General features: G+C 67.3%; 25 protein-coding genes and 4 tRNA genes. 10 read left to right on the top strand and 19 right to left on the bottom strand.

The window, feature by feature from the left end:
* Positions 1 to 42: 42 nt before the first annotated feature.
* The 14 genes from yajC to MQH31_RS06790 all read right to left on the bottom strand — a co-directional run bounded on the left by yajC (position 43) and on the right by MQH31_RS06790 (position 9,699).
* A complete protein-coding gene (gene yajC, locus MQH31_RS06855; RefSeq protein ID WP_243011404.1) occupies positions 43 to 459 on the bottom strand; it encodes a preprotein translocase subunit YajC in 417 nt (138 codons plus the stop codon).
* A 99-nt stretch (positions 460 to 558) separates the two neighbouring features.
* Positions 559 to 1,572 (bottom strand): Holliday junction branch migration DNA helicase RuvB, encoded by a 1,014-nt coding sequence (ruvB, locus tag MQH31_RS06850; protein ID WP_243011691.1) that lies wholly within the window; start codon positions 1,570 to 1,572, stop codon positions 559 to 561.
* Positions 1,573 to 1,625: 53 nt separating this feature from the next.
* Positions 1,626 to 2,255 carry a Holliday junction branch migration protein RuvA gene (gene ruvA, locus MQH31_RS06845; protein ID WP_243011403.1) on the bottom strand — a complete coding sequence of 210 codons (630 nt, stop codon included), beginning with the start codon at positions 2,253 to 2,255 and terminating at the stop codon, positions 1,626 to 1,628.
* Positions 2,252 to 2,851, bottom strand: coding sequence for a crossover junction endodeoxyribonuclease RuvC (gene ruvC / locus MQH31_RS06840; protein ID WP_174775017.1), 600 nt, complete (start codon positions 2,849 to 2,851; stop codon positions 2,252 to 2,254). Before ruvC ends, ruvA begins: the two co-directional genes overlap by 4 nt.
* A gap of 12 nt (positions 2,852 to 2,863) precedes the next feature.
* Positions 2,864 to 3,628: a YebC/PmpR family DNA-binding transcriptional regulator gene (locus MQH31_RS06835; protein WP_134449445.1), complete on the bottom strand. Its 765-nt coding sequence runs from the start codon at positions 3,626 to 3,628 to the stop codon at positions 2,864 to 2,866.
* 176 nt (positions 3,629 to 3,804) lie between these two features.
* Positions 3,805 to 4,341: a DUF1697 domain-containing protein gene (locus MQH31_RS06830; RefSeq protein WP_243011402.1), complete on the bottom strand. Its 537-nt coding sequence runs from the start codon at positions 4,339 to 4,341 to the stop codon at positions 3,805 to 3,807.
* Between the two features lie 59 nt (positions 4,342 to 4,400).
* Positions 4,401 to 4,994 (bottom strand): pyridoxal 5'-phosphate synthase glutaminase subunit PdxT, encoded by a 594-nt coding sequence (gene pdxT, locus MQH31_RS06825; RefSeq protein WP_134532017.1) that lies wholly within the window; start codon positions 4,992 to 4,994, stop codon positions 4,401 to 4,403.
* A gap of 9 nt (positions 4,995 to 5,003) precedes the next feature.
* Positions 5,004 to 5,906: a pyridoxal 5'-phosphate synthase lyase subunit PdxS gene (pdxS, locus tag MQH31_RS06820; RefSeq protein WP_134532019.1), complete on the bottom strand. Its 903-nt coding sequence runs from the start codon at positions 5,904 to 5,906 to the stop codon at positions 5,004 to 5,006.
* Positions 5,907 to 5,998: 92 nt separating this feature from the next.
* Positions 5,999 to 6,553, bottom strand: coding sequence for an HIT family protein (locus MQH31_RS06815; protein ID WP_134532021.1), 555 nt, complete (start codon positions 6,551 to 6,553; stop codon positions 5,999 to 6,001).
* 1 nt (position 6,554) lies between these two features.
* Entirely contained in the window at positions 6,555 to 8,507 is a 1,953-nt protein-coding gene (gene thrS, locus MQH31_RS06810) for a threonine--tRNA ligase (protein ID WP_243011401.1), read from the bottom strand.
* A gap of 93 nt (positions 8,508 to 8,600) precedes the next feature.
* Positions 8,601 to 9,272 carry an HIRAN domain-containing protein gene (locus tag MQH31_RS06805; protein ID WP_243011400.1) on the bottom strand — a complete coding sequence of 224 codons (672 nt, stop codon included), beginning with the start codon at positions 9,270 to 9,272 and terminating at the stop codon, positions 8,601 to 8,603.
* A gap of 123 nt (positions 9,273 to 9,395) precedes the next feature.
* Positions 9,396 to 9,467, bottom strand: a tRNA-Val gene (locus tag MQH31_RS06800).
* Between the two features lie 36 nt (positions 9,468 to 9,503).
* Positions 9,504 to 9,577: transfer RNA gene (locus tag MQH31_RS06795), tRNA-Cys, on the bottom strand.
* 50 nt (positions 9,578 to 9,627) lie between these two features.
* Positions 9,628 to 9,699, bottom strand: a tRNA-Gly gene (locus tag MQH31_RS06790).
* A 158-nt stretch (positions 9,700 to 9,857) separates the two neighbouring features.
* On the opposite strand from MQH31_RS06790, the gene MQH31_RS06785 reads away from it, so the two are divergent.
* The 4 genes from MQH31_RS06785 to MQH31_RS06770 all read left to right on the top strand — a co-directional run bounded on the left by MQH31_RS06785 (position 9,858) and on the right by MQH31_RS06770 (position 12,070).
* Positions 9,858 to 9,930: transfer RNA gene (locus MQH31_RS06785), tRNA-Val, on the top strand.
* 371 nt (positions 9,931 to 10,301) lie between these two features.
* A complete protein-coding gene (locus tag MQH31_RS06780) occupies positions 10,302 to 10,559 on the top strand; it encodes a hypothetical protein (RefSeq protein WP_243011399.1) in 258 nt (85 codons plus the stop codon).
* 122 nt (positions 10,560 to 10,681) lie between these two features.
* A complete protein-coding gene (locus MQH31_RS06775; RefSeq protein WP_243011398.1) occupies positions 10,682 to 11,392 on the top strand; it encodes a M50 family metallopeptidase in 711 nt (236 codons plus the stop codon).
* A gap of 366 nt (positions 11,393 to 11,758) precedes the next feature.
* On the top strand, positions 11,759 to 12,070 hold the full coding sequence (locus tag MQH31_RS06770) for a hypothetical protein (RefSeq protein WP_134532031.1): 312 nt from the start codon (positions 11,759 to 11,761) through the stop codon (positions 12,068 to 12,070).
* 167 nt (positions 12,071 to 12,237) lie between these two features.
* Here MQH31_RS06770 and MQH31_RS06765 read toward each other — a convergent pair whose 3' ends face one another.
* The 4 genes from MQH31_RS06765 to zapE form a co-directional block, all read right to left on the bottom strand.
* Entirely contained in the window at positions 12,238 to 12,960 is a 723-nt protein-coding gene (locus MQH31_RS06765; RefSeq protein ID WP_243011397.1) for a YqjF family protein, read from the bottom strand.
* Between the two features lie 4 nt (positions 12,961 to 12,964).
* Positions 12,965 to 13,471, bottom strand: a complete 507-nt coding sequence (locus MQH31_RS06760; protein ID WP_241975952.1) for a type II toxin-antitoxin system PemK/MazF family toxin — start codon at positions 13,469 to 13,471, stop codon at positions 12,965 to 12,967.
* A gap of 184 nt (positions 13,472 to 13,655) precedes the next feature.
* On the bottom strand, positions 13,656 to 14,921 hold the full coding sequence (locus MQH31_RS06755; RefSeq protein WP_134532035.1) for an ammonium transporter: 1,266 nt from the start codon (positions 14,919 to 14,921) through the stop codon (positions 13,656 to 13,658).
* Between the two features lie 290 nt (positions 14,922 to 15,211).
* Positions 15,212 to 16,270 carry a cell division protein ZapE gene (gene zapE / locus MQH31_RS06750; protein WP_134532037.1) on the bottom strand — a complete coding sequence of 353 codons (1,059 nt, stop codon included), beginning with the start codon at positions 16,268 to 16,270 and terminating at the stop codon, positions 15,212 to 15,214.
* Positions 16,271 to 16,456: 186 nt separating this feature from the next.
* On the opposite strand from zapE, the gene MQH31_RS06745 reads away from it, so the two are divergent.
* Together MQH31_RS06745 and MQH31_RS06740 are read left to right on the top strand one after the other, a co-directional pair.
* Positions 16,457 to 17,359: a sulfurtransferase gene (locus MQH31_RS06745; RefSeq protein WP_243011396.1), complete on the top strand. Its 903-nt coding sequence runs from the start codon at positions 16,457 to 16,459 to the stop codon at positions 17,357 to 17,359.
* Positions 17,360 to 17,379: 20 nt separating this feature from the next.
* A complete protein-coding gene (locus tag MQH31_RS06740; RefSeq protein WP_134532041.1) occupies positions 17,380 to 17,814 on the top strand; it encodes a SufE family protein in 435 nt (144 codons plus the stop codon).
* 6 nt (positions 17,815 to 17,820) lie between these two features.
* Here MQH31_RS06740 and MQH31_RS06735 read toward each other — a convergent pair whose 3' ends face one another.
* Entirely contained in the window at positions 17,821 to 19,041 is a 1,221-nt protein-coding gene (locus tag MQH31_RS06735) for an alpha/beta hydrolase family protein (RefSeq protein ID WP_243011395.1), read from the bottom strand.
* 63 nt (positions 19,042 to 19,104) lie between these two features.
* Between MQH31_RS06735 and MQH31_RS06730 the strand changes: the two genes are divergently transcribed.
* The 4 genes from MQH31_RS06730 (at position 19,105) to MQH31_RS06715 (ending at position 24,318) form a co-directional block, all read left to right on the top strand.
* Positions 19,105 to 19,695, top strand: coding sequence for a DUF3000 domain-containing protein (locus MQH31_RS06730; RefSeq protein WP_134532044.1), 591 nt, complete (start codon positions 19,105 to 19,107; stop codon positions 19,693 to 19,695).
* The gene (locus MQH31_RS06725; RefSeq protein WP_243011394.1) at positions 19,688 to 20,884 is read left to right on the top strand and encodes an HRDC domain-containing protein; all 1,197 of its coding nucleotides are present in this window, start codon (positions 19,688 to 19,690) and stop codon (positions 20,882 to 20,884) included. The genes MQH31_RS06730 and MQH31_RS06725 overlap by 8 nt, the downstream gene beginning before the upstream one ends.
* 77 nt (positions 20,885 to 20,961) lie before the next feature.
* Complete coding sequence (locus MQH31_RS06720; RefSeq protein WP_134532048.1) at positions 20,962 to 22,161, top strand: thiolase family protein; 1,200 nt, start codon at positions 20,962 to 20,964, stop codon at positions 22,159 to 22,161.
* A gap of 3 nt (positions 22,162 to 22,164) precedes the next feature.
* On the top strand, positions 22,165 to 24,318 hold the full coding sequence (locus MQH31_RS06715; protein WP_243011393.1) for a 3-hydroxyacyl-CoA dehydrogenase NAD-binding domain-containing protein: 2,154 nt from the start codon (positions 22,165 to 22,167) through the stop codon (positions 24,316 to 24,318).
* Positions 24,319 to 24,344 lie beyond the last annotated feature (26 nt).

The following is a 24,344-nucleotide window of genomic DNA, read 5'->3' as shown; positions in this document are numbered from 1 at the left end:
CGCGTGCACGCGCCACAAGGACGCGAGCCGGGCGAGGGTTGGTTACGCGTCGCCCTTGGTGGGGTCGCTCTTGGTCGAATCGGTTGACGGGGCATCGTCGGCGATGCGCTCGCCGAACTCGGGTTCGCCCATGACGATCGCGTCGTCTTCGTTGAGCCGTGCGGTGTGGGTGTCGTCGACGGACGACTCGAGCTCGGCGTCCGCATCGTCGGCGGTGACGGCCGGCTCGACGACCCGGGAGATCGCCTGGCGGTGCATCTGCACGACGGTTCCGGGAGCAATCTCGAGCTCGACCTTGTTTGCTTCCTCGTCGATCGACAGAATGGTTCCGTACATACCGAAGTTGGTCATGACGTTCGCGCCTGCGACCATCTGCGACTGCAGCGACGCCTGCTCCTTCTGGCGCTTGCGGCCGTTGCGGAACATAAAGAACACCAGCAGCGCCAATACGGCGAGCATGACAAGAGTCAACGGATCCATAGTGCGGCAAAGCCTTCCAGTTGCGGCGCGGTGGCCGAAGCGTGTGCGTACATGCGGCTCGGAGCGAACCACATCGAATTATAGGTCATCAATCGGAAGGGCGGGTTGGCGGCCGACGTCGTTCGGATCGGCGAGCCCGAAGTGCCGCCACGCGGCCGCGGTGGCCACCCTGCCACGCGGGGTGCGCGTGAGGAAGCCTATCCGCACCAGGAACGGCTCGACGACAGACTCGACGGTCTCCGATTCCTCCCCCACCGAAACGGCGAGGGTGTTCAGTCCGACCGGCCCACCCCCAAAACGGGTCAGGATGATGTTCATGACCTCGCGGTCGAGCCTGTCGAGGCCGATCGGGTCGACATCGTAGAGTTCGAGGGCCGCATGGACGGCCGCCAGGTCGGCTGCTCCGCCGTGCACGAGGGCATAGTCGCGCACCCGGCGCAGCAGCCGGTTCGCGATGCGCGGCGTTCCCCGGCAGCGGCCGGCGATCTCCGCGATGGCCTCCCTGTCGATCTCGACGTCGAGCATGGTCGCGGCCCGGGCAAGGACCTGCTCCAGTTCCTGGCTCGCATAGAACTCGAGGTGTGCCGTGAAGCCGAATCGGTCGCGGAGCGGGTTCGGCAGCATCCCGGACCGGGTCGTCGCACCGACGAGGGTGAACGGGGCGAGGTCGAGCGGCACCGACGTCGCGCCGGCGCCCTTACCCACCATGATGTCGATCCGGAAGTCTTCCATCGCCAGGTAGAGCATCTCCTCCGCGGACCTGGCCATCCGGTGGATCTCGTCGATGAAGAGCACCTCGCCGGGCACGAGGGAGGACAGCACGGCTGCGAGGTCGCCGGCGTGCTGGATGGCGGGGCCGCTCGACATTCGCAGCGGGCGGTTGCCCTCGTAGGCGATGATCATCGCGAGCGTGGTCTTGCCGAGGCCGGGAGGGCCGGCGAGCAGGATGTGGTCGGGCGTGCGGTTCTGCATCGTCGCGGCGGTGAGCATGAGCTGCAACTGGCCGCGCACCTTCTGCTGGCCGACGAATTCCGCGAGGCTGCGGGGACGGAGCGCGCCCTCGAACGCGAGCTCCGCCTCGCCCTCGAGCAGCGGGCTGGTGAGTTCGACGCCCGGGTCCGGTGTCCCTGCGAACGGTTCGGCGGTCACAGTCGGTCCTCCGATGCCTGGTGCGCCGGTCCGAGCCGGGCGAGGACGAGCCTCAGCAGCGCGGCGACACCGATCAGGTCGGGGTCTGCGGCTTCTGCGAGGGTCTCCCTGACGGCTTCCTCCGCGACCCGTTCCGACCAGCCGAGGCCGATCAGGGCGGCCTGGACGTTGGCGGAGGGGCTCGCGGCGGCCGGCCGCCTGGTGCGGGGCGCGCCGTCGACGGCGGACACGACGACCTTGCCTGCGAGCGACAGGATGATGAGCTTCGCAGTCTTCGGCCCGATGCCGCTGACCTTGCGGAAGACGGCGTCGTCTTCACCGGCGACGGCCTGGGCGATCTGGTTCGGAGTGAGCACGGCGAGCACGCCGAGCGCGGACTTCGGGCCGACCCCGGTGACGCCGACGAGGAGCTCGAACACGGACAGTTCGTCGGCGGACGCGAAGCCGTAGAGGGTGAGCGAGTCCTCCCTGACCAGCAGGGTGGTGAGCAGGCGCGCCTCGGTTCCGTGCCTGAGGCCGAGGGCGGTGGCGGGCGTAACCTGCACGGCGAGCCCGACTCCCCCGACCTCGAGCACCGCGGTCGAGCCGGCGGCGGAGAGGACGAGTCCACGTACGGAAGAGATCATCGCTTAAGCCTACGGGGCACCGCCGACGCTGCCGCGCCGCGCTCCGCGGCGCGCCACGCAGCCTGTGCGGGCGTGAGTGCGCCGCCCGCGAGTCCGTCCGCCGTCGGCAGGGTTCCCCCGGACGCCCCGGTCCGCCAGGCGTGGCAGATGGCCAGCGCGAGCGCGTCGGCGGCGTCAGCGGGCTTCGGAACTTCGCTGAGGCCGAGCACGCGGGCGACCATCGCGCCGACCTGGGCCTTGTCCGCCGAGCCGTAGCCGGTGATCGCCGCCTTGACCTCGCTCGGGGTGTGCAGGGTGACCGTGAGGCCGCGCTGGGCGGCGAGCAGGAGGGCGACCCCGCTGATCTGGGCGGTACCCATCACTGTGCGCACGTTGTGCTGGGCGAAGACGCGCTCGATGGCGACGAAGGCCGGCTTGTGCCGGTCCATCATCTCCTCGAGCCCGCGGCTCAGCAGGAGCAGGCGCTGCTCGAGCGGAAGCTCGGGTGAGCTGCGCAGGACCGTGACGTCGACGAGCGTCGCCGTGCGATTCGGCGCGACGTCGACGACACCGACGCCGCAACGGGTGAGCCCGGGGTCGATTCCGAGCACCCGCACGGCCACCGGTGTCTACTCGTTCTCGGCTTCGAGCTCGGCGGAGACGGCGGCAGACACGGCGTAGTTGCTGTAGATGTTCTGCACGTCGTCGAGTTCCTCGAGGGCGTCGATGAGCTTGAAGACCTTGCGCGCGGTCTCGGCGTCGACGTCGATCGTGAGCTGCGGGACGAAGGCGATGTCGGCCGAGTTGTAGTCGATTCCGGCGGCCTGCAGGGCCGTACGGGTTGCCACGAGGTCCTGGACCTCGCTGAAGACCTCGAAAGTCTCCCCTTCGTCGACGACCTCTTCGGCTCCGGCGTCGAGGACCGCTCCGAGGACGTCGTCTTCGGTGACGCCGTTCGCCTTGGACACCACCACGATGCCCTTGCGGTGGAAGTTGTATGCGACACTGCCGGGGTCTGCCATGTTGCCGCCGTTGCGGCTGACCGTCGTGCGGACTTCCGCCGCTGCCCGATTCTTGTTGTCGGTGAGGCACTCGATCATGATGGCGACGCCGTTGGCGGCGTAGCCCTCGTACATGATCGTGGTGTAGTCGACGACGACGCCGGCGAGGCCGGCCCCGCGCTTGACGGCGCGGTCGATGTTCTCGTTGGGGACCGAGGTCTTCTTGGCCTTCTGGATCGCGTCGACGAGAGTCGGGTTACCCGACAGGTCGGCGCCGCCCATGCGTGCGGCGACCTCGATGTTCTTGATCAGCTTGGCGAAGGCCTTGGCCCTCCGTGAGTCGGTGACCGCCTTCTGGTGCTTGGTAGTCGCCCACTTGGAATGTCCGGACATGAATCTCCCGTTGTCGTGCTTGGCTGTCTGATTGTGGTGCCGGCCGTCTGCCGCCAGTGGCAGAACAGCGAATTCGTCGCACCAATGCGGTGTTCGCCAGTCTAACCCGAGGTGCCCGATCCGCCCTGCCGGAGCCTTCCGGCAAGCGCGGCGGACCCCTGATGCTCCAGGGCGGGTCAGAGCGTGATGATCTTCTGCAGGGTGTTCAGGTTGCGGGTTGTGGTCGTCGCGCGGTATTTCACCTTCGCGCTCTTCTTGCTGAAGGCGCTCTTGATGCCGACGGCCTTCCGGACCTCCCAGTAGAGGACACCGTGGCCGAGTTCGATCCGTTCATCCGCCTGGTCGAGTTCCCTGGCGTGGCCGGCGAGCTCTGCAAGGTGGGTCGGGTCCGAACCGAACATGACGTAGGCGTGCCAGCCTTCTCGCTCCGGGAACGGGAAGGAACGCACCTCGCGGGTGAGTTCGGCCTCGTCGATGAGCACGATCCAGGCTTCGTAGTCGAAGCGCTCCGACAGGGCCGCCTCGATCCGGCTCTTGATCGCGCCTGGCGAGGCCTGGGCCGCATCGTCGACGCTGAAGACGACGTTGCCGCTCGCGACCACAGTCCTGACGTCGGTGTAGCCGAGGCCCTGGAAGGTCTCGACGAGATCATTCATGGCGATGGTTATGCCGTTGACATTGATTCCCCTGAGCAGGGCTACGTATCGCATCATCGTTGACTCATGCCCAAACCCTAGTCCCGGACCCGCCAGGCGGGAAACCCCGCCGGTCCTCAGCCGAGGAAGCGGGCCGCAGCGACCGTGCTGAGGAAATACTCGTGGAAGCGGTGCTCCCCCGTGATCTCCGGGTGGAACGAGGTACCGAGCAGGCGCCCCTGCTCCACAGCGACGCACCGGCCATCGGCGAGCCGGGCGAGGGCCGTCGCCTGCGGGCCGACCGTGTCGACCACCGGGGCGCGGATGAACACGGCGTGCACCGGCGCTTCGCCGAGCACCGGCACGTCCAGATCGGTCTCGAAGGACTGCGTCTGCGAGCCGAAGGCATTGCGCCGGACGCTGATGTCGAGGCCGCCGATGCTCTCCTGGCCGCGGATGCCGTCGACGACGGTGTCCGCAAGCATGATCAGTCCCGCGCAGGTGCCGTAGACCGGGAGACCGGCCCTGACGGCGGCCCGCAAGGGATCGGCAAGGCCGAAGGCCCGCGCGAGCTTGTCCATCACGCTGGACTCGCCGCCCGGAATCACGAGCCCGTCGACGCGGGCGAGTTCCTCAGGGCGGCGCACCAGGACGACGTCCGCTCCGAGGGTGCGCAATACCTGCGCATGCTCGCGAAAGTCGCCCTGGAGGGCGAGTACTCCTACCGTCACCTGTTCGAGCTACCAGCCGCGCTCGGAGAGGCGGTGCGGTGCGGGGAGGTCGGACACGTTGATGCCGACCATGGCCTCGCCGAGGCCGCGCGATACGGATGCGATGACGCTGGGGTCGTCGTAGAACGTGACGGCCTTGACGATCGCGTTCGCGCGGGCCTGCGGGTTGCCCGACTTGAAGATACCGGAGCCGACGAAGACGCCGTCCGCACCGAGCTGCATCATCAGGGCGGCATCGGCCGGGGTGGCCACGCCACCGGCGACGAACAAGACAACGGGGAGCTTGCCGGTCGCGGCGATCTCCACGACGAGCTCGTACGGGGCCTGCAGGTCCTTGGCCGCGACGTAGAGCTCGTCCTTGCTGAGCGAGGACAGGCGGCCGATCTCACCCTTGATCGTCCGGATGTGCTTCATGGCCTCCGAGACGTCGCCGGTGCCGGCTTCGCCCTTCGACCGGATCATGGCCGCGCCCTCGTTGATGCGACGGAGCGCCTCACCGAGGTTGGTCGCGCCGCAGACGAACGGCACGTCGAACTTCCACTTGTCGATGTGGTTGACGTAGTCGGCGGGGCTGAGCACTTCGGATTCGTCGATGTAATCGACGCCGAGAGCCTGCAGGACCTGAGCCTCGACGAAGTGGCCGATGCGGGCCTTCGCCATCACCGGGATGGACACCTCGGCGATGATGCTGTCGATCAGGTCGGGGTCGCTCATCCGTGCGACGCCACCCTGGGAGCGGATGTCCGCGGGAACGCGCTCGAGCGCCATGACGGCGACGGCACCGGCATCTTCCGCGATGCGGGCCTGTGCTGCGGTGACGACGTCCATGATGACGCCGCCCTTCATCATGTCGGCGAGACCGCGCTTGACACGGCTCGAACCAAACTGCTCGATGGATGTTGTTTCAGTCATAACGTGAATTCTATTCCTTGCGTCTGGTGGGAACTCCGCGAGCAGCGGCTGCGAGAGCGGGTGGTACGAGGGGAAGGGTGAACGGGGTCGGGCTAGGCGTCGTCGCGCGGCCAGCCGTCCGCGACCATCCGGCGGACATCGCCGAGCAGCTGCGGAATGGCCTTGGTCTTCGCGATGATCGGGAAGAAGTTCGAGTCGGTCGCCCAGCGTGGGACGATGTGCTGGTGCAGGTGTTCTGCGATACCTGCTCCGGCGACCCGGCCCTGGTTCATCCCGATGTTGAAGCCGTCACAGTTGGACGTCTCCGCGAGCACGCGCATCGCCACCTGGGTCAGGCTACCGATCTCGGCGACTTCCTCCGGCGTTGCTTCGTCATAGGTCGCAATGTGACGGTACGGGCAGACGAGCAGGTGACCGCTGTTGTACGGGAACAGATTGAGCAGCACGTATGCGTGCGTGCCTCGGGCGACAATGAGAGCCTTTTCGTCGGTCATTGCCGGGGCGAGGCAGAACGGGCAGGCGTCGGCGTGCGGCTGGGTGCCATCCTGGATGTAGACCATCCGGTGCGGCGTCCACAGCCGCTGGAAGGCGTCCGGTACGGCGGCGAAGTCGCCGGACAATTCGATCGTCTCGTCTCCGGCAGTCACGTCACACCTGCGCCTTGGTCGCGATCGCGTCGACGATGCGCAGGATCGCGTCCGCGACGGGGATGCCGTTCTCCTGGGTGCCGTCGCGGAAACGGAAGCTCACAGAGCCCGCCGCCCGGTCGTCTTCCCCCGCGATCAGCTGGAAGGGCACCTTCGCCTTGGTGTGGGTGCGGATCTTCTTCGGCATCCGGTCGCTCGAGGTGTCGAGTTCCGCGCGCACTCCGAGTGCCTTCAGCTGGCGGATGACGTCGCCGAGGTAGTCCTCGTATGCTTCCGCAACGGGGATGCCGACGACCTGCACCGGGGACAGCCAGACCGGGAAGGCGCCGGCGTAGTGCTCGAGGAGGATCGCGAAGAAGCGCTCGATGGAGCCGAGCAGGGCGCGGTGGATCATCACAGGCTGCTGCCTGGTTCCATCGGCCGCGGTGTATTCGAGCCCGAAGCGTTCCGGCTGGTTGAAGTCGAGCTGGACGGTGGACAGCTGCCACGTCCTGCCGATCGCGTCCCTCGCCTGCACGGAGATCTTCGGACCGTAGAACGCCGCTCCACCCGGATCGCTGACGAGTTCGAGCCCGGATTCGACGGCGACCTGCCGGAGGGTCTCCGTCGCTTCCTCCCACTGCTCGTCGGTGCCGACGAACTTCACCGGGTCTTTCGTGGAGAGTTCGAGGTAGAAGTCGGTGAGCCCGTAGCCGCGCAGCGTTTCGAAGACGAACTCGAGCTGGCTGGCGACCTCGGTCTTCACCTGTGCTTCGGTGACATAGATGTGGGCGTCGTCCTGGGTGAGCCCGCGCACCCGGGTGAGGCCGGACAGCGTCCCGCTCTTCTCGTAGCGGTAGACCGTGCCGAATTCGGCGAGGCGCAGCGGCAGTTCGCGGTAGCTGCGGCCCCGTGCCTTGAAGATGAGGTTGTGCATCGGGCAGTTCATCGGCTTCAGGTAATAGTCCTGACCCTGCCGGGTGACGTTCCCCTCAACGTCGACCTCTTCGTCGAGGTGCATCGGCGGGAACATGCCGTCCTTGTACCACTGCAGGTGCCCACTGGTCTCGAACAGGTGCGCCTTGGTGATGTGCGGCGTGTTGACGAGGTCGTAGCCGTTCGCGAGCAGCTGCTCACGCATATAGTTCTCGATCTCCGCCCGGACGATCCCGCCCTTGGGGTGGAACACCGGGAGCCCGGAACCGATTTCCTCGGGGAACGAGAACAGGTCGAGTTCCTGGCCGAGCTTGCGGTGATCGCGCTTGGCTGCCTCCTCCTGGCGGGCCTGGAAGGCGCGCAGCTCGTCCTTGGTCGGCCAGGCCGTTCCGTAGATGCGCTGCAGCTGCGGGTTCTTCTCCGAACCGCGCCAGTAGGCAGCGGCAAGCCGGGTCAGGGAGTACCCGTTGCCGATCATGCGGGTGTTCGGCAGGTGCGGGCCGCGGCAGAGGTCTTTCCAGACGGTCTCGCCCGATTTCGGGTCGACGTTGTCGTAGATGGTGAGTTCGGCACCGCCGACCTCGACGGATTCGTTGTCCGCCGTGGCCGCGACCGCGCCGCCCTTGAGCCCGATCAGTTCGAGCTTGTACGGTTCTGCGGCGAATTCGGTGCGTGCGTCGTCGTCGGTCACGACGCGCCGCACGAATCGCTGGCCCTGGCGGATGATGCGGTCCATCGCCTTCTCGAGGGCCTTGATGTCCTCGGGGGTGAAGGGCACCTCGACGTCGAAGTCGTAGTAGAAGCCGTCCGTCACGGGCGGCCCGATCCCGAGGCGCGCCGCCGGGTTGACGTTCTGCACGGCCTGGGCAAGCACGTGCGCCGCCGAGTGGCGAAGGATGTTGAGACCGTCCGGGGACGAGATCGTCACGGGCTCCACGACATCCGTCGGAGTCAGCGTCGCGGCGAGATCCTTGAGTTCACCGTTGACGCGCATTGCGACAACAGACCGGTCGGTGAATAGCTCAAAGCCGTCAGCCACGTGTAGTACTCCTCAGTATTGTGCGAACCCCTCCAACTTTAGCGGCGCGGTCGCGACCGGGATTCCCCGTTCGGACACCGGTGGATGCCCGGCTCAGGCCACGAGGACGGTGTCACGCGCGAGCGACGTCACGGGTGGGCCCTGCGGCAACCGGCGGAACAGATGTCCCAGGACGTCCGGTGAGCAGGCGATTGCCTTGACGAGGCCGGGTCGATCCGAGAAGGAGGGCGGGTCGGAGGCGAGGGTGACGGCCAGCAGTCCGGCTCCGTCGTCGAGGAGCGACGCCAGTCCGGCGGCGATCCGCGGGCTCACGTGACCGACCGGGCGCCCGGTCGCCGCGTGCACCGCGATCGGACGCGGGCCGGGACCGCCCGCCTGCTCGCGGACGAGCCGGACAACCGATCCCGGCTGGAGGAGCCCCTCGCGTGCGACGATCGTGCGCTTGTCGACATTGCGCAGCCAGAAGCTCCAGATGCCGAGGCCGCGCAGGTGACGGTTGCCGAGCGCGACGACCCGGCCGGTGCTCGGCTCCGTCAGCCACAGTTCCCCGGCGCCGGCGGCGAGGTACAGGGTGGGCAGCCCCGCGGCGTCCGCGACGAGCAGGCGGTCCCAGTCCTGCGCAGGCAGGTACCGGCTTGCCGGTACCCCGCGGCGGGGAACGGAATGGGCGAGTGGGCGGGCGGTGAGGTCCGCGGTGACTGCAGCGGAGACATCCGTCGCTCGTCTGCCGAACCGGATGCCCGGCGTCACCGTGTGCGAATTCATGGCGAACCTCCCCCTCGAGAGTGCTGCACCCTGCCCCGCACCGGTATCCCCATTCCGGTGGACGCTCGAACCGGTGTCCGCTTAAACGAAAAAACCCCCGGCCGTAAGCCGGGGGTTTATCTGTGGGCGATACTGGGATCGAACCAGTGACCTCTTCCGTGTCAGGGAAGCGCGCTACCGCTGCGCCAATCGCCCAAATCTAGTGCTTCAAGAACTTGTGTTCTCCAAGACTGGAGGTGGATACGGGATTCGAACCCGTGTATACGGCTTTGCAGGCCGCTGCCTCGCCTCTCGGCCAATCCACCGTATTCGGGTTCATACCAAAGAGAAACGGCCTTTCGGCCGATTCAATTCGAGCGGATGACGAGATTCGAACTCGCGACCCTCACCTTGGCAAGGTGATGCGCTACCACTGCGCCACATCCGCAACTGCGCGCATTTCTGCGTGCTTTGAAGACTGTACCGGTAGTTTTCCGGATATACAAACCGAGCGGAACTTACCGGCGGGGTGGCGCGTCGGTGCACGACAGGCGCCCGGTCTGGGCTAGTATCGAGAGTCGCGGTCGAAGAGAATTCGTTCGCCGCGGGCGATTGGCGCAGTTGGTAGCGCGCTTCCTTCACACGGAAGAGGTCATCGGTTCGAGTCCGGTATCGCCCACGGTTATCCCAGCAAAACCCCGCCTCGGCGGGGTTTTTTTGTACCCTCACACTGGGGGGTCCCGCGCCGCCAACCTGGGCGCGTCCTGTGCCAAGCTCTTCTTCAAGCCTCAGGACCATCCCATTGGTTCTCCGGCCCAGCGAACCCTCCTTCGTCTTCATCACGAAAGAGCGCTGCACTCCCGTCCTGTTCCGTGACACGATCCGAGCCCCCATCGGTCGCGTCCCTGAACTCGTGAACGCCGCACTGCCGGCTGCGTTCGATCTGCCGTCAGCACGTCTGTCGGCAGCCCTCGGCGCGTCCTTAGTCGTCCGTTCCAGACACCGTCAGTAGTCCCCCGCAGTAGTTCCTCAGCCAGAAAGGCCATTCCCATGACTTCCGTAGAAACCACAACGGTCAACCCAGGCAAGATCCTCGGCATCGTCGGGTTCATCCTCGCCTTCGTTCCCTACCTCCAGCTGCCGGGCCTCATCGTGAGCATCCTCGGCTTCAACAAGTCCAAGCAGGCCGGCCTGCCCAACGGCCTCGCCAAGGCCGGCATCATCCTGAGCGCCGTCTTCCTCGTGCTCTTCGTGGTCATCCTCGTCGTCACCTTCTCGTTGGCCGCCAGCCAGACGCCCAGCGCCTAAGCACCCGCACTCCGCGCGTCCCGCTCCCCCGGCCGGTTCCGACCGATGGGGAGCGGGACGTTTCCATGTCCGGCGCTCCGACCGGTCAGGGTCCGCGTGACCTCGCCGCCTAGTCTGTGAGCATGGACCTTCTGCTCGGCCTCTGGGCGTACCTGACCGCGCGCCAGGCGCCGCTCCCCCTGCCCGTCGCCTGGCTGACCGTTGCAGCCGCCGCGACGATCGTGCTCGTCCCGGTGCTGTGGCTGGCGTGCCGGAACGTGGTCACGATCGCGCACGAGGGTGGGCACGCCCTCGTGGCAACCCTCGGCGGCCGAAAGCTCGACGGCATCCGCCTGCACTCCGACACATCGGGTCTCACCGTCAGCCGCGGCAAGCCCCGCGGACTCGGGATGGTGCTGACCCTGCTCGCCGGCTACTCCGCACCCGCCCTGCTGGGGCTCGGTGCGGCCTGGCTCCTGAGCCTGGGGTATTCGGTCGGCCTGCTCTGGCTGCTGCTTGCGGCCCTCGCCCTGCTCCTCGTACAGGTGCGCAACTGGTTCGGACTCTGGTCCGTTCTCGCGACGGCCGCGGTGATCTTCGCGGTCACCTGGTTCGGTTCTGCGCTCGTGCAGAGTATTTTCGCCCTGCTCGTGACGACGTTCCTCCTCCTCGGCGCGGTGCGCACGGTGCTCGAGCTGCAGCGGTCACGGTCCCGCCGCGCCGGCACGGCCTCGGATGCCGACCAGCTCGCCCGTCTCACGCACATCCCCGGCCTGCTCTGGGTCGGCGTCTTCCTGATCGTCACGACTGCGTGTGCGGTGCTGGGCGCCGGTCTCCTCGGACTGGCCGGCTGAGCCGGAAACCCCCGCAGTCCCGCGAACGGCGCGCCTCCGCGAGCAGGGAATATGCTCCTTGCCCTCCGCACGTCCGCTGTGCCATGCTCAACCCAAGCCAGACAAGAACTACAGTTCCCGAAGACTGACCCAGCGAACCCTCCGGCGCATTCCTGCGACAGAGCGCATTTTCTTGTCCGGCATCGATCGAACGGCCCAGTGCACACAATGCATGCTGCCGCCACGCGATCCTCCCCGCTGCCGCACAGGACCGAGCAGCCCCACTCCGATGGCCACCCGAGCGCCACCGGACCGTGGCCTGCCCGATTTCCCCTACCCACTGCCGCGTACCCGAACGGTTCCGGCGCCCACAGAAAGGCCGTCACCATGACGACACCAGTAGCCTCAGCAGTCAACCCCGGCAAGACCCTCGGCATCGTCGGCCTCGTGCTATCCATCGTCTCGCTGCAGCCCTTCGGCATCATCGTCAGCATCATCGGCCTGGTGAAGTCGAAGAAAGCAGGACTCGGCAACGGTTTCGCCCTCGCCGGAATCATCATCAGTGTCGTCGGCATCATCGTCGTCGGCATCGTGATCGCCGTCGCGGTCAGCGCTGGCGTCAACCTCGCGGCGTTCTGCACCGAGCACGGCGCCGGTGTCTTCGATAACAACGGCGTCACCGTCACCTGCGGGGCCTGACCGGCGCCTCACCGCACTCGAAGGAACCTCCCTTCCGGCACAACGGCGGAGAGGGGGGTTCCTTCGTCGTTTCCCCGCCGATCCGATCGACGCACGGCAAGGTCGGCCCGGCCATCCGCTCGACCAATCGACCGGTCAACCGGTCGACCCGTCGACCGGTCAGGAGCTCAACCGGTTCCGAACCGAGTCGTGACGCCGGGTGAGAAGAGCACCGAATCCGGCTGACGCCCGGTGAGCGACGGAAACCCGGCCCTGGCCATCAGGGTGTCGTCCAGGAGCACGACATCGGCCTGAACGAGCTCCCAGGGCTCGTGGTGGTTGCGCAGGTAGACCGTGCGACCCCGTGCTCTGGTGAAGAGCGCCCAGCGCGCCGTCAGGAAGTCGGCAAGAGGGTCCCCGGTCACGGGTTCGTCCCGCGGACGCACGACCATTTCCGTGCGGGCACCGGCCGCGAAGTGACGTCGTGACGAATAGCGGTACTCCCCCGCCGCGAGCGTCAGCCGCGTCCGCGACCACATGTACGGGAGCGCGAAGAGCGCGCGCGCCGCGAGCACCGCGGCGAGCCGCGACGCCTCGAGGGAAACGAAGACGACCCCGCGACGCCCTGCCGCGTCGACGGCGTAGAGACGCACATTCACCTCGACGAAGTTCCCGAAGTACGGCACGGGCGGGCTGCCGAGGACGGTGGCCCGGTCCAGGACGAAGGGGATCAGTCCGACCCAGCTGCTGCCGTCGAATTCGTCGGGAATGAGCCCGTCGGGCAGGAGCGGCGCCACAGCGGCCGCCGGCACCCGCCAGTGCACGAAGCAGAGGTTCGACCAGCGCTGGCTCGCCACGGAGCGGCCGGCCAGCGGGGGCGCGACGACGGAGATCGGGTACGGCTCCGGCACGGCGTCAGTTCCAGCCGTAGCGGCCGCGCAGGACCGTCGCGATGCGGCCGTACCGCGCCGCGTCGACCCGCGCCGCCTCACGGCGCATGCCCCCGGGGTGCACGACGAACACCCGGTCGATGTTGACCCAGCTGGGACGGCCGTTCTTGTCCCAGTCGCCGATTCCGAGCGCCACGTAGTCGGGGTGCCCCGTCCGGTCCTTGCTCGTCAGCTGGACGGCCAGCACGGCTCCCTTGCCCGCGTCGGCCACGATCACGACCGGGCGGTCCTTGCCACGGCCGTCGCGTTCCTCGAACGGCACCCAGGTCCAGACGACTTCTCCGGGGTCCGGACTCGCATTCCGGCTCGGACGGTAGCCGAGGCGCACGCCCCGGAGGCTCCTCGGGTCGATTTCGACGGTCGCGCCACTGCCGGTGCGTCCGGGACTCTGGCTCGTCGGCCTGTCGCCGGTTCGCCGGCGAGGCGCGAAGAGTCCGAAAAGGGCGCTGAAGAAGCCGTGGATGCCTGACACAGCCACACTGTACCGCACGGGATTCGCCAGGCGCCGGCGGGCCGCCCCTGGGCTCACGACCCGCGCCCCATCGGACACGGCCGCCGGATGCGCACGAAAGGGGGCGCATCCGCTTGCCGCGGATGCGCCCCTATTCGGTGGTTCCTGACCCGGTCATGGAGCAACCGGGTGCAGCACGTGCCGGTTAGACGGCGTCGAGCGCGTAGCCCTCTTCGCCGTGAACGATGGTGTCGACGCCGGCCACTTCGTCTTCGTTCGTGATGCGGAAGCCGATCGTCTTCTGGATGATCCAGCCGATGGCGTATGCCATCACGAAGGAGTAGATGCCGATGCCGAAGGCAGCGAGGGCCTGCACGCCGAGCTGGTTGAAGCTGCCCGTCTGGAGGAGGCCGATGTTGTTGCCGACGAGGCCGACGTAGAGCGTGCCGATGATGCCTCCGACGAGGTGGATGCCCACGACGTCGAGGGAGTCGTCGAAGCCGAGCTTGAACTTCAGGTCGATCGCGACGGCACAGACGGCACCGACGATGAGGCCGAGGAGCATGCCCCACATCGGGGTCAGGATGTTACACGCGGGAGTGATGGCGACGAGGCCGGCGACGGCGCCCGACGCGGCACCGATCATGGTCGGCTTGCCGTCCTTGATCTTCTCGACGATGAGCCAGCCGAGGATACCGGCGGCGGGTGCGGCGAGGGTGTTGATCCAGGCGATGGCGGCGATACCGTCGACGGCGGCTTCGGAGCCGGCGTTGAAGCCGAACCAGCCGAACCACAGCAGTGCGGCGCCGAGGAGGGTCAGCGGCACGTTGTGCGGCTTGGAGATGCCCTTCTTGAAGCCGACGCGCTTGCCGAGGACCAGGGCGAGGGCGAGGCCCGCCGCACCGGCGTTGATGTGCACCGCGGTGCCGCCGGCGAAGTCGTTGACCTTGAGGAGGAAGGGAGCCCAGCCGTCAGTGAGGTTGAACACCCAGTACGCGACCGGGAAGTAGACCAGGGTGGCCCAGACGCCGGCGAAGATCATCCAGGCGCCGAACTTGGCGCGGTCGGCGATCGCGCCGGAGATGAGGGCGACGGTGATGATCGCGAAGGTGGCCTGGAAGCCCGCGAAGGCGAGGGCGTTCAGGTTGGGGCCGCCGTCGGCGCCGCTCGTGAGCAGGCCGTTCAGCCCGATCAACTCGGACGGGTTGCCGAGCCAGCCGCCGATGAGGGGCGGACCGAAGGACAGTCCGTAACCGTAGAGGACCCACAGAACACCGATCAGGCCCATGGCGCCGAAGCTCATCATCATCATGGAGATGACGCTCTTCGCCTTGACCATGCCGCCGTAGAAGAAGGCCACGCCCGGAGTCATCAGGAGGACGAGGGCTGCCGCGACGAGGAGCCACAGGGAATTGATGTTTGTGGTAAGTGCATCAGTCGTATCGTCCAGCAGGACCGACAGTTCAACCATGGATATGGTTACCTCTCTCTAACTAACAGGGATGACCGCCGACGTGCACAGGGTGAGCGTGAAGCGTGTATCGGCAGGTACAGAGACAGTGTGGAGTGCACACGTTTCCGCACACGCTCAGGGATGTTTCGACCGCGTTACGCGATTGTTGGCGGTGTTAACATCGTGTTTCCTAACGCCCGGTATCCCCCGACCCCGCGTTTCCCGGCTTGACTCTGTCACGGATTCACTCGGTCTGATCCGGTAAACAGGCTTGTCAGAGGGGTTTTCGGCCGCGCAGCACCCGACTGTCAGTCGTGCGGCGGAAGCTCACCCGTCGTCAGCGCTACCATCCGCGACTGGGAGCGCTGGTACTTCTTCCGGTAGCCGCCCGCGAGCATCTCCTCGTCGAAGACCTCCGCGAGGGGCACCCCGGTCGCGATGATCGGGATTTCGGCGTCGTAGACGCGATCGATGAAGGCCACCAGGCGCAAGGCATCCGTCTGGTCTGTCAGCAGGTAGCTGTCGGTGAGGGCGATCACTTCGACCCCGGCGATCAGCTTGATGTACTTCGACGGATGCACCGTGCTGAGATGCCGGATCAGGGAACCGAAGTCGTCCTCGGTCACGTTCGCTCCCCTCGCGACGAGCGCCGCGACGAGACGGTCGAGTTCCGGCCCCTCGACGGCGACGGAGTGTCCTTCGATGTCGCGGCGACGGTAGTCGAGCCCGTCGATGCGGAGGATTTCGAAGTTCGCGGACATGGCGCGGATCTCGCGGAGGAAGTCGATGGCCGCGAACCGGCCCTCACCGAGCGAGTTCGGCGGCGTGTTCGAGGTCGCGGCGACGCGGGTGCCCGATGCGACGAGTTCGCCGAGCAACCGGGTCATCAGCATGGTGTCGCCCGGGTCGTCGAGTTCGAACTCGTCGATGCAGATGAGCTTCGCCCCGGAGAGCTGCCTGACCGCGGCGGCATAGCCGAGCGCCCCGACGAGGGCGGTGTACTCGATGAAGGTGCCGAAGTACTTGGGCCCCGGTGCAGAGTGCCACAGCGCGGCGAGCAGGTGGGTCTTCCCGACGCCGAATCCGCCGTCGAGGTAGATTCCCGGGAGTTGCGCCGGCGCCTTGCGGGTGCGGGAGAAGAATCCGCCCGGCCGCTGCGGGCGCCAGGCCTCCGCGAATGCGGTGAGCCGGCCGACGGCCTCGAGCTGGGAGGGGAAGTTCACATCGGGCCGGTACGACTCGAATGAGGCGTGCTCGAACTGGGGAGGCGGCACGAGTTCGGCGACGATTTCCGCCCCCGTGATCTCGGGAGAGCGTTCCGCCAGCCGGTGCAGCCGACTGGGAGCCCGGGACGCCTCTGGAACCATCGTGGAATACCCGCGTTTCTGTCTCGGTTGGCCTTATGGACTGCTTTCGGGGCGTCCGTGTTGAAGTATTTCATCACAAATGCGCCACCCGGCCGGACCGCGTACATTCGAAGCGCGGGCCGGAAGACCAGCCTAAGCCGCGTTCAAATGATCCCGGGGCACAGCCCGGCCCCACTGGAGGTTCCCATGCCCGTCGATCTCGATCCGGACGCGAAGTTCGCCGCATACGCTCATCCCGAACGGCTGGTCAGCACCGACTGGCTGCGGGAACACCAGGGTGACGCCGGCCTGACGGTCCTCGAGTCGGACGAGGACGTGCTCCTCTACGAGAGCGGCCACATCCCCGGCGCCGTCAAGATCGACTGGCACACCGAGCTCAACGACCAGATACAGCGCGACTTCGTCGACAGTGCGGCCTTCGCGGCCGTCCTCGGCGCGAAGGGCATCACGCGCGACTCCACCGTCGTGATCTACGGCGACAAGAACAACTGGTGGGCCGCGTACGCGCTCTGGGTGTTCAGCCTCTTCGGGCACCCGGACGTGCGCCTTCTCGACGGAGGACGGGACAAGTGGATCGCGGAGGGCGGCGCCCTGACCCGCGAGGCCACAACGGTTACTCCCGCCGAGTACCCCGTCGTCCCCCGTAACGACGCTCCGATCCGCGCCTTCAAGGAAGACGTGCTCGCGCACTTCGGCCGCCCGCTCATCGACGTGCGCTCTCCGGAGGAGTACACCGGGGAGCGCACCACGATGCCGGCATACCCGGAGGAGGGCGCGCTGCGCGGCGGGCACATCCCCTCCGCCGTCTCCGTGCCCTGGGCGCGCGCCGCGGCACCGGATGCGACGTTCAAGACCCGCGCCGAGCTCGAGGCGATCTACCGGGGCGAGGCGGGGCTCCGCGAGAACGACGCCGTCATCGCATACTGCCGGATCGGCGAGCGGTCGAGCCACACCTGGTTCGTCCTGACCCATCTGCTGGGCTTCGAGGACGTGCGCAACTACGACGGCTCCTGGACGGAATGGGGCAACGCCGTGCGGGTACCGATCGTCACGGGCGCCGCGGCCGGCTCGACCCCCGAACCGCGCTGAACCGTGACAGGATCGTGTCGATGACTACTGCCGCGCTGCCCGCCAAGCTTGCCGAGATCCAGGAGGACTTCCTCGAACTCGAACAGAAGGACCGCTTGCTCCTGCTGCTCGAGTTCGCCGATGAACTCCCCGAGCTCCCGGCCAGGTACCGGGACCATCCGGACCTGCTCGAACGCGTCGTCGAGTGCCAGTCGCCCGTCTTCATCTTCGTCGACGTCGATGACCAGGACGCGGTGCACCTGCACGCGACGGCGCCCAGGGAGTCCCCGACGACCCGGGGATTCGCGTCGATCCTCGCGCAGGGCCTCGACGGCCTCTCGGTCGCCGAGGTGCTCGCGGTTCCGGATGACTACCCGCAGACCATCGGGCTCACTCAGGCGGTCTCGCCGCTTCGCATCCGTGGGATGTCTGCGATGCTCGCCCGCACCAAGCGGAGGCTGCGCGAGCGACCCTGAGCTCGGTCACCCCTCGGGGTGGTCCGGTTCGGCCGGTTCCGCCGGGGAGCCGAGTTCACCGAGCCAGTTCTCGATCGCCGCGTTCCAGCCTTCCCTGTCGTAATTCCAGAGTTTGGTGTGCCTGGCGACCGTGAACGGCAGGAAGGTCACGATGTCGGGGCGGCGCACAGCGAGGGCGCGTGACGGGCTCGAGGGCACGTAGCCGTCGTCGTCGCTGTGCATCAGGAGCACGGGGAGTTCGAGGTCGTCGGCGCGGGTGACGAAGTCGAGCCTGCTGAAGTCGATCGGGCTTGCCTGGCCGGTGAGGCGGCCGCCCCAGCGCCGGCCGAGGACCTGCATGGCCCCCGTCGCAACGAGGCCGGGCAGGCGCAGCGTGCTGCCCTGGAACGCGACGACGTCTGCCCAGTCGATCACGGGAGAATCGAGCACGACGCCGGAGAGCAACTGATGGAACGCCGTGCGGGTCGCGGTCTGCAGCACGATGGCTCCGCCCATCGACCACCCCATCAGCACGATGCTCGTCGCGCCGTGCTCGGCGGCGAACCCGATCGCCGCATCGATGTCGTGCCATTCGGTGTCCCCGAGTCCGTACCGTCCGTCTCCGCTTCCCGGCGCGTCGCCGTCGTTACGGTACGACACCAGGAGACAGGTGTAGCCGCTGTCGTGGAACACCGGAACGGCCCGCAGGGTTTCCTGGCGTTGCACCCCGCGCCCGTGCACCTGGATCACCCAGCGGCCGTCCGGCCGCTCGGCGGGGATCAGCCACGCCGGGGCCTGGCCGACCTCCGTCCGCACGTGCACCTGTTCGAACGGGAAACCGAGGTCCCAGGGCCCCAGATAGGAATACCCGCCGAGGCGGCCTCTCCTGGCCTCACTCAGGTCCCCGTAGTCGACGCGGTGTATCCGGCGGGTGACCGCCGTCTTCGTCACGCGGAGAATCTCACCGAGCTGGGCGTGCCCGGACTCGCGCTCGAACCAGAAGCTGTAGTCACCGGGAAGCACGGAGTCCGGCGTCACGGCGAGGGTGATCGTCGAGGCTTCGAGGTCGACGCCGAGAACGTCGGTGTCATCGGAACGTGTGGTGGCCGGCGTCACGATGCGGCGCGCCATCACGGCGGCCAGCACGCTCACGCCCGCGGCCACGACCGTGGCCGCACCGGCAATGGACAGCGCGGTGACGGCGACGAACAGCCCGCCCGACCTGCCTGACCTCGATTTTTCCCGCACGCGTACCTCCGGCTGCCCGGCGTGCCTCACCGACCCGCCCGGAAAAAACTCTAGTCTGCAGACGTGCCCGAAACACAAGAACCACTCCCCCCGGAGTTCGCCGCCGCGCTCGCGGCCATCCGCAGAGCGCACACCCGAACCGACCTGGTCCTCAGCGAAATCCCGGCCCCAGGGAAGCTCGCCCCGCACGCCGTCGCCCTGTCCGCGGATGTCGCCCCCTCACGCCATGGCGGCAACTCAGAACTGGGTACCGGCCGGTTCATCCTCCTGTACGACCCCGAGGAGCCGGAGGCCTGGGGTGGGGCATTCCGGGTGGTCTGTTTCGCGCAGGCGCCCCTCGAAACGGAGATCGGTGTTGACCCGTTCCTCGCCGAGGTCGCCTGGGCCTGGCTGATCGATGCGCTCGACTCCCACGGAGCCCGATACACCGCGGCTTCCGGAACCGCGACTAAGATCATTTCGTCAGGCTTCGGTGAACTTGCGAAGCAAGGCGACGGTGCGCAGATTGAGCTGCGTGCTTCGTGGACACCTGTGGACCACAATCTCACCGCCCACGTCGAAGGCTGGGGCGAATTGATCTGCATGCTCGCAGGTCTTCCCCCCATTGGCGAAGGAGTCAGCATGTTGTCCGCACGCCGAACCGGTCGTGGTTGATCACCACGTGATCGATACGCGGGACGCCTATCTGGCGGCCACCGCGGCCATCAGCGCGGGAACGGGACCGATCGGCATCGACGCCGAACGCGCGTCCGGTTTCACGTACTCGCAGCGCGCCTACCTGATCCAGATGTACCGGCGCGGAGCGGGCACCTTCCTGTTCGACCCGCCTGCGATCGGAGACTTCTCCGAGCTCAACGCGGCGATCGCGGGAGACGAATGGATCTTCCACGCCGCGAGCCAGGATCTCGCCTGCCTCAGGGAAGTCGGCCTCGACCCGCACATCATCTTCGACACCGAACTGGCCGCGCGGCTGCTCGGGTTGCCGAGAGTCGGCCTCGGGACGGTCGTCGAGGAACTCCTCGGCATCCATCTCGCCAAGGAGCATTCCGCGGCGAACTGGTCGACCAGGCCGCTCCCGGAGAGCTGGCTCGTCTACGGCGCCCTCGATGTCGAACTCCTTCCCGACCTGCGCGACCGCATGGTCGAGATGCTGGCCACCGACGAGAAGACCCAGATCGCCGCCCAGGAATTCCAGGCGACGCTCGACCATGAGCCCAAGCCGGTCAGCGCGGAGCCCTGGCGCAGGCTGTCCGGAGTTCACTCGATTCGTTCCCAGCGCAACCTCGCCGTCGCGAGGTCCCTCTGGCTCGCCCGCGACGACCTCGCCAGGCACCTCGACGTGTCTCCCGGGCGCCTCGTCCCCGACGCGTCCCTCGTCGCCGCTGCACGGGTGTTGCCCGCAAGCAGGCAGGCGCTCGCCGAGCTCCGCGAATTCAGCGGACGGGCCAGCCGCAGCGAACTCGACCGTTGGTGGACGGCGATCCAGGACGGCATCCGTGCGACGGACCTGCCCTCCCTGCGCGGGACCGGAGACGCGCTGCCTCCGCCCCGGGCGTGGTCCGACCGGAACCCCGAGGCCGACCTGCGGTACAAGGCCGCGCGGCTGGCTCTCGGCCAGATCTCGGAAGCCTTCGCGATCCCGATCGAGAACCTCGTCACGCCGGATTTCGTGCGCCGGATCGCCTGGACGCCCCCGGAGCCGATCGACGTGGAGTCCGTAAGCGAGGCGCTCGTCGCCCTGGGCGCCCGCGACTGGCAAATTGAACTGACCGCACAACAGATCACGGATGCCTTTGTGGAAGCCAACCAAACCATCGCCGTATCCGTCGAGGTCGATTCGTAGGATCCGTCCAAGGATTCGACCCGCCAATCGTGCCACCCTAGGATCAACCGACACCTGATCTGATTGATGGAGGCACCGTGGCCGATAGAGCAGAAGTCGTGTTTGTGGATGGGGTTCGTACCCCGTTCGGACGCGCCGGCGAAAAGGGAATGTACTGGAACACCCGGGCAGATGATCTCGTGGTGAAGGCCATGATCGGCCTGTTGGAACGAAACCCGAAGGTTCCCGGGGAGCGCATCGACGAGGTGGCGATCGCCGCTACGACGCAGTCCGGCGACCAGGGACTGACCCTCGGGCGCACGGCGGCACTCCTGGCCGGACTGCCGAAGTCTGTGCCCGGTTACGCGATCGACCGGATGTGCGCAGGCGCGATGACCGCAGTGACCACGGTCGGTGCCGCGATCGGCTTCGGGGCATACGACCTCGCCATTGCCGGCGGCGTCGAGCACATGGGCAGGCACCCGATGGGCTCCGGCGTCGACCCGAACCCGCGGTTCCTCTCGGAGCGGCTCGTGAGCGAGGACGCCCTGAACATGGGTGCGACCGCCGAGCGCATCCACGACCGTTTTCCCGAGTACACGAAGGACCGGTCTGACCGGTATGCGCTCCATAGCCAGCAGAAGGTCGCTGCGGCGTACGCCGCCGGCAAGATCCAGCCGGACCTGGTCTCCGTCGCCATCCGCAGCGAGCAGGGCTGGGGACTCGCGACCCGCGACGAGGCGCCGCGCCCCGAAACGACCCTCGAAGGCCTCTCAGCGCTGAAGACCCCGTTCCGTCCGTTCGGCCGGATCACGGCAGGCAACGCATCCGGGCTCAACGACGGCGCAAGCGCCTGCCTGCTCGCGAGCGGTGCCGCCGCCAAGGAACTCGGCCTCACCGTCAAGATGAAGCTCGTGAGCTTCGCCTTCGCGGGCGTCGAGCCGGAGGTCATGGGCCTCGGCCCGGTACCGTCGACGGAGAAGGCCCTCCGTAAGGCCGGCCTCAGCATCACCGACATCGGGCTCTTCGAGCTCAACGAGGCTTTCGCGGTGCAGGTCATCTCCTTCCTCGACCACTTCGGCATCGACGACGACGACCCGCGCGTCAACGAGTACGGCGGCGCGATCGCGATCGGCCATCCGCTCGCCTCCTCCGGTGTGCGACTGATGAACCAGCTCGCGCATCAGTTCGCCGAACACCCCGAGGTACGCTACGGCCTGACCGCCATGTGCATCGGCCTCGGGCAGGGCGGCACCGTCATCTGGGAAAACCCGCACTTCAATCGGAAGGCAAAGTAAGCGATGACCGACTACTCCGCACTCGATTTCTCCGAACTCGTCGCACTCTCCGGTGACGAGGTCGTCACGCATTCCTTCGTGCGCGACGTTCCCCTGTCCGGGTCGCGCACCCTCGCGCTCGTCACCCTCGACAACGGCAGGGACCACACCCGGCCGAACACCCTGGGACCGGTCACCCTCCTCGAATTCGCAGCGACCCTCGACGGTCTCGCCGAGCGAGCAGCACGCGGGGAGATCCATGGGGTCGCTGTCACCGGCAAACCGTTCATCCTCGCCGCGGGCGCAGACCTCGGCAAGGTCAGCGAGATCCCCTCGCTCGCGACCGGCAAGCTGCTCGGCCAGCTCGGCCACCACGCCCTCGGGAAGCTCTCCACGCTCGGTGTGCCCTCCTTCGTCTTCATCAACGGGCTCGCGCTCGGCGGCGGTCTCGAAATCGCGCTGAACGCCGACTACCGCACGGTCGACGCATCCGTCGCCGCCGTCGCCCTGCCCGAGGTCTCCCTCGGGCTCATTCCCGGCTGGGGCGGCTCCTACCTGCTGCCGAACCTGATCGGCATCGAGAACGCCCTCACGGTGATCATCTCGAACCCGCTCAAGAACCGCGTGCTCAAGGCAACGGACACCGTCGAACTCGGCATCGCCGACGTGCTCTTCGGGTCAGCGGCCTTCCTCGAGCACTCCATCGCCTGGGCCGACGGCGTGATCGCAGGCACCACGACGGTCGCACGGCCGAACAAGCCGGGCAAGATCGAGCGCCTCGTGAAATGGGACGCCGCGATCGGCATCGCCAGGCGGATGCTCGAAAGCCGGATCGGGACGGTCGCACTCTCTCCCTATATTGCTCTCGACCTGCTCAAGGCCGCGAAGAGCGGGACGCGCGAGGAGGGCTTCGAGCGCGAGGACGACTCCCTCGCCGCCCTCATCGCCGGCGACCAGCTCCAGGCCAGCATCTATGCGTTCAACCTCGTCCAGAAGCGGGCCAAGCGCCCGGCCGGCGCTCCGGACAAGAAGCTCGCCCGCCCGATCACGAAGGTCGGCGTCATCGGCGCAGGCCTGATGGCGAGCCAGTTCGCGCTCCTGTTTGTCCGCCGCCTGCAGGTGCCCGTCGTCATCACCGACCTCGACCAGGCCCGCGTCGACAAGGGTGTCGCGTACATCCACGGCGAGATCGCGACCCTGCAGTCCAAGGGCCGCATCACGGCGGACGAGGGCAACCGGCTCAGTGCCCTCGTGACGGGGACGACGGACAAGTCGAACTTCTCCGACGCCGACTGGGTCATCGAGGCCGTCTTCGAAGAACTCGGCGTCAAGCAGGATGTCTTCGCCGAGATCGAGAAGTACGTATCGCCGGAAGCCATCCTCGCCACGAACACCTCGTCGCTCTCCGTCGAGAAGATCGGCGCGAAGCTCGCCCATCCCGAGCGCCTGGTCGGCTTCCACTTCTTCAACCCGGTCGCCGTGATGCCGCTCATCGAGGTCGTGAACACGCCGCAGACGAACGAGACGACGCTCTCGACCGCGATGGTGATCGCGGGCAAGCTGAGGAAGAACGCCGTAATCACGCGCGACACCCCCGGTTTCGTGGTCAACCGCATCCTCGCGAAGCTCCTCGGCGAGGCCATGCACGCTGTCGACACCGGCACCCCCTTCGAGGTCGTCGATGGCGCCATCGCACCGTTCGGGCTCCCGATGACGCCGTTCGAGCTCCTCGAACTCGTCGGGCTCAAGGTCGGAGCGCACGTCCTCGACACGCACCACGCCGCGTTCCCCGACCGCTTCTTCGAAAGCGACAACCTGCACAAACTCGCGGAGCACGGCAAGATCCTCGAGCGCGACGCCAAGGGCAAGGTCACGGGCTTCGACAAGACGGCGAAGAAGATCGTCGCCGGCGGCACAACGCCCATGACGGGCGAGGAGATCCTCCGGCGCATCGAGGACGGCCTGGCCGACGAGATCAAGCGGATGCTCGACGACGGGGTCGTGCACGCCGCGGAGGACATCGACCTGTGCGTGATCCTCGGCGCAGGCTGGCCGTTCCAGATGGGTGGCGCGACTCCCTACCTCGACAGGGTCGGCGCGAGCGAGCGCGTCTTCGGCGGAACGTTCCACACGCCGATGATCCGCGGCGTCGCCTCGGAGGTTCCGGTCACGCTCTAGCGTTACCTACCGGACCGAAGCACGCA

Source organism: Cryobacterium zhongshanensis, assembly GCF_022760445.1.
GTDB classification, from domain to species: Bacteria; Actinomycetota; Actinomycetes; order Actinomycetales; family Microbacteriaceae; genus Cryobacterium; species Cryobacterium algoricola.
Note: the sequence above shows the minus strand (reverse complement) of the source record. Positions and strands in the feature narration are given on the sequence as shown.

Excerpts from the sequence above, each read along its gene's own strand:
- ruvA (WP_243011403.1), bottom strand. The coding sequence starts at position 2,255 with ATGATCTCTTCCGTACGTGGACTCGTCCTCTCCGCCGCCGGCTCGACC.
- MQH31_RS06740 (WP_134532041.1), top strand. The coding sequence starts at position 17,380 with ATGACTACTGCCGCGCTGCCCGCCAAGCTTGCCGAGATCCAGGAGGAC.
- MQH31_RS06830 (WP_243011402.1), bottom strand. The coding sequence starts at position 4,341 with ATGATGCGATACGTAGCCCTGCTCAGGGGAATCAATGTCAACGGCATA.
- MQH31_RS06835 (WP_134449445.1), bottom strand. The coding sequence starts at position 3,628 with ATGTCCGGACATTCCAAGTGGGCGACTACCAAGCACCAGAAGGCGGTC.
- zapE (WP_134532037.1), bottom strand. The coding sequence starts at position 16,270 with ATGGTTCCAGAGGCGTCCCGGGCTCCCAGTCGGCTGCACCGGCTGGCG.
- pdxS (WP_134532019.1), bottom strand. The coding sequence starts at position 5,906 with ATGACTGAAACAACATCCATCGAGCAGTTTGGTTCGAGCCGTGTCAAG.
- MQH31_RS06755 (WP_134532035.1), bottom strand. The coding sequence starts at position 14,921 with ATGGTTGAACTGTCGGTCCTGCTGGACGATACGACTGATGCACTTACC.
- MQH31_RS06745 (WP_243011396.1), top strand. The coding sequence starts at position 16,457 with ATGCCCGTCGATCTCGATCCGGACGCGAAGTTCGCCGCATACGCTCAT.
- MQH31_RS06770 (WP_134532031.1), top strand. The coding sequence starts at position 11,759 with ATGACGACACCAGTAGCCTCAGCAGTCAACCCCGGCAAGACCCTCGGC.
- MQH31_RS06805 (WP_243011400.1), bottom strand. The coding sequence starts at position 9,272 with ATGAATTCGCACACGGTGACGCCGGGCATCCGGTTCGGCAGACGAGCG.
- MQH31_RS06780 (WP_243011399.1), top strand. The coding sequence starts at position 10,302 with ATGACTTCCGTAGAAACCACAACGGTCAACCCAGGCAAGATCCTCGGC.
- yajC (WP_243011404.1), bottom strand. The coding sequence starts at position 459 with ATGCTCGCCGTATTGGCGCTGCTGGTGTTCTTTATGTTCCGCAACGGC.
- MQH31_RS06775 (WP_243011398.1), top strand. The coding sequence starts at position 10,682 with ATGGACCTTCTGCTCGGCCTCTGGGCGTACCTGACCGCGCGCCAGGCG.
- MQH31_RS06715 (WP_243011393.1), top strand. The coding sequence starts at position 22,165 with ATGACCGACTACTCCGCACTCGATTTCTCCGAACTCGTCGCACTCTCC.